Source organism: Collinsella sp. LCP21S3_A9 (assembly GCF_052118785.1).
GTDB lineage: Bacteria > Actinomycetota > Coriobacteriia > Coriobacteriales > Coriobacteriaceae > Collinsella.
Genome location: NZ_JBQKGN010000057.1, coordinates 1 through 1056 on the forward strand (window position 1 = coordinate 1; position 1056 = coordinate 1056).

Here is a 1056-nt window from a genome sequence, read left to right on the forward strand (position 1 = left end):
CCACATACCCCCGTGGGTATATCAGATGGTGTCTTCGGACAGAAGAGCGAGCTGTCGCTCGCGTCGCGTACCCTGGATCCACCAGGCACGTACCCCCGACGCCATAACCCAGGAGGTTCCCATGGCCAGCAAGTCCCTTTCGGCTGCCGCTCGAGGCGGAAGCCAGCTCGACATCCTGATCGCTGCCCGTGACCGGCTCACCGACGAGATCGACATCTGCGAGATCCCCAAGGACATCGTCGCCATGATGGGGCAGCTTCGCCTCATCTGCAAGGACATCGAGACCATGATCGACCGCGACGTCGCCGAGTCCGACCCCGCCGAAGAGGCTCTGGCTGCTGCCCTCGCCGCGCTGGAGGGCTGATTCGTGGCTGTCGCCACTCCCCGGCGCGCTGCCCCCGCGCCGCCCTACCCTCCGCCCCGCTTCGAGAAGATCCCCGAGCGTGATGGTTCCCTCGGCGCGGCGGCGACCGTCGTCGCCAACTCCGTCGGCCTCAGCCTCGACGGGCACCAGCAGCACGCCTTCGACGTCGGCATGTCCTACCGGCACGTCGAGGAGTCTGAGACTCACCTTGTGCTGCCCGGCCGCCCCCGCACCTGGGCCGCGACCCAGTTCGGCTTCATCGAGCCCCGCCAGAACGGCAAGAGCCGCTCCCTGCTGGCGCGACAGGTGGTCGGCATCCTGCTCCTCAATGAGCCCCACATCATCCACTCGGCTCACGAGGTCAAGACGGCCATGGAGTCGTTCTACTCGCTGAAGAACCTCACCACCGACTACGACATCCTCCGCAAGAGGGTAAAGCGGATCCACAGCACCAACGGCCGAGAGGGCATCGAGTTCTACGGCAGCGGCAAGGCTCGCATCACCCGTACGACCCGTGTTTCGTTCATGGCGCGGACCAAGGGCTCGGGGCGAGGCTTCTCCGCCTCCACGATCCTCCTGGATGAGGCTCAGGAGCTGGGCTTCGCCGTCCTCGCCGCCATCCTCCCCACGCTCTCGGCCATCCCGAACAGCCAGATGTGGATGTGCGGCACGCCGCCGTCACCCGAGATGAA

At 66.3% G+C, this 1056-nt stretch carries 2 protein-coding genes; both read left to right on the forward strand.

Going from position 1 to position 1056, the window contains the following annotated elements; genetic code table 11:
• Positions 1 to 121: 121 nt before the first annotated feature.
• On the forward strand, positions 122 to 364 hold the full coding sequence (locus ACTQ05_RS09520; RefSeq protein WP_343091535.1) for a hypothetical protein: 243 nt from the start codon (positions 122 to 124) through the stop codon (positions 362 to 364).
• Between the two features lie 3 nt (positions 365 to 367).
• A partial coding sequence (locus ACTQ05_RS09525; RefSeq protein WP_441538969.1) for a hypothetical protein occupies positions 368 to 1056 on the forward strand: 689 nt, incomplete at its 3' end.

Coding starts and splice junctions, on each gene's coding strand:
- ACTQ05_RS09520 (WP_343091535.1), top strand. CDS start 122: ATGGCCAGCAAGTCCCTTTCGGCTGCCGCTCGAGGCGGAAGCCAGCTC.